Source organism: Thiolapillus sp. (genome assembly GCF_048562965.1).
Lineage (GTDB): Bacteria > Pseudomonadota > Gammaproteobacteria > Chromatiales > Chromatiaceae > Thiolapillus > Thiolapillus brandeum_A.
On the sequence record NZ_JBHNMF010000964.1, the window covers coordinates 1 to 1,068 of the forward strand.

Annotated in this window: 2 protein-coding genes; one reads left to right on the plus strand and one right to left on the minus strand. The window is 54.4% G+C overall.

The genetic code is table 11. The features are described from left to right. On the minus strand, positions 1-242 hold a 242-nt coding region (locus ACOCD2_RS21505; protein ID WP_294031880.1), incomplete at its 3' end, for a hypothetical protein. Positions 243-896: 654 nt separating this feature from the next. Here ACOCD2_RS21505 and ACOCD2_RS21510 point away from each other — a divergent pair. Next, a partial coding sequence (locus tag ACOCD2_RS21510; RefSeq protein WP_293675302.1) for a transposase occupies positions 897-1,068 on the plus strand: 172 nt, incomplete at its 3' end.

Below are 1,068 nucleotides of genomic sequence, written 5' to 3' on the forward strand. Positions count from 1 at the left end.
AGAACGCAGATTTTTACTGCACTGCCTTTGTGTCCTCCTTTGCCGATGGCAATATAGAAGTCTTTTCCTGTCAGGACGATGGGCTTTGTCTTGGCGCCTGCCGCGATTTGAGGGGAATGCCAGGCTATGAATCCTGCTACCAGAATAGCGCCACTGATCAACATGAACACAATGGCCGCAAACAAGGCGCGTAGGAAGCCCCGGTTGCTGTTGCTGGGTCTGAATTTTTCGATTGCGGACATGCTGCTGAAAAAAGGCACTTCCCTGCCCTGTTTGGGTTGAGGCTATTATAGACGATCGGAAGTCATGGCCGGGCGATGTTTCCCACTGCTGTATCTATTGCGATAGAGGTGGGGGAGGGGGAGGGGGAGGGGGAGGGTCGGACTGAAGTCCGACTTACATGCTACCGAGGTCAAGTACCCCCTCTCCTTAAGCCTCTCGGAGGGGATCAGAATATTCCTACAAGCTGCTCGGAAGAATACTCTACCCTGAACATGAGTTGATGGGTAGCATATACCCATCGCTACAGACCGTTGCTCATTGTGAGCTCGCAAGCAGGGAAGTTTGCAGGACAGGGATGTCCCGGTCTGCTCGCGAGTGAAAAGCCTTGGCCAGAAGGACGCTGGCCAGGGCTATTCTTTGCGCTGTGCCTTGGGAGCAACTTTGAAGGGCGCTCTTTGTTCCCCTCTCCCCAGCCCTCTGCCTGAGGGAGTGCGGACTTTCCGCTCTCCCTGGGGCTTTCACTGGGGAGTGGCAGCATTGGCTTGAATGGGGATGTGGCTTGCCCTGTAATAAACCTAGCCCGGAAATTTCACCGCCCCACTGGAAATAGGCCTCTTTTTGTTGCATAAAGTAAGGGTTACCAATCACTTACCAGCAACAAAACAAAGAGGCCTATGAATACAGAGTGTAAACCAGAACAGCTGGAATTTCAGTCCCTGGGTCGGCGCGAGGTGATCGGTCGATTTGACGGCGGACGTATCACGTCAGACGGTGGCGGATTGCTGCTGCGCGAGGTGGATCAGCGCATCGGGCTGCTGGATCGCCTGGCTGGTTGCTTCACCGATC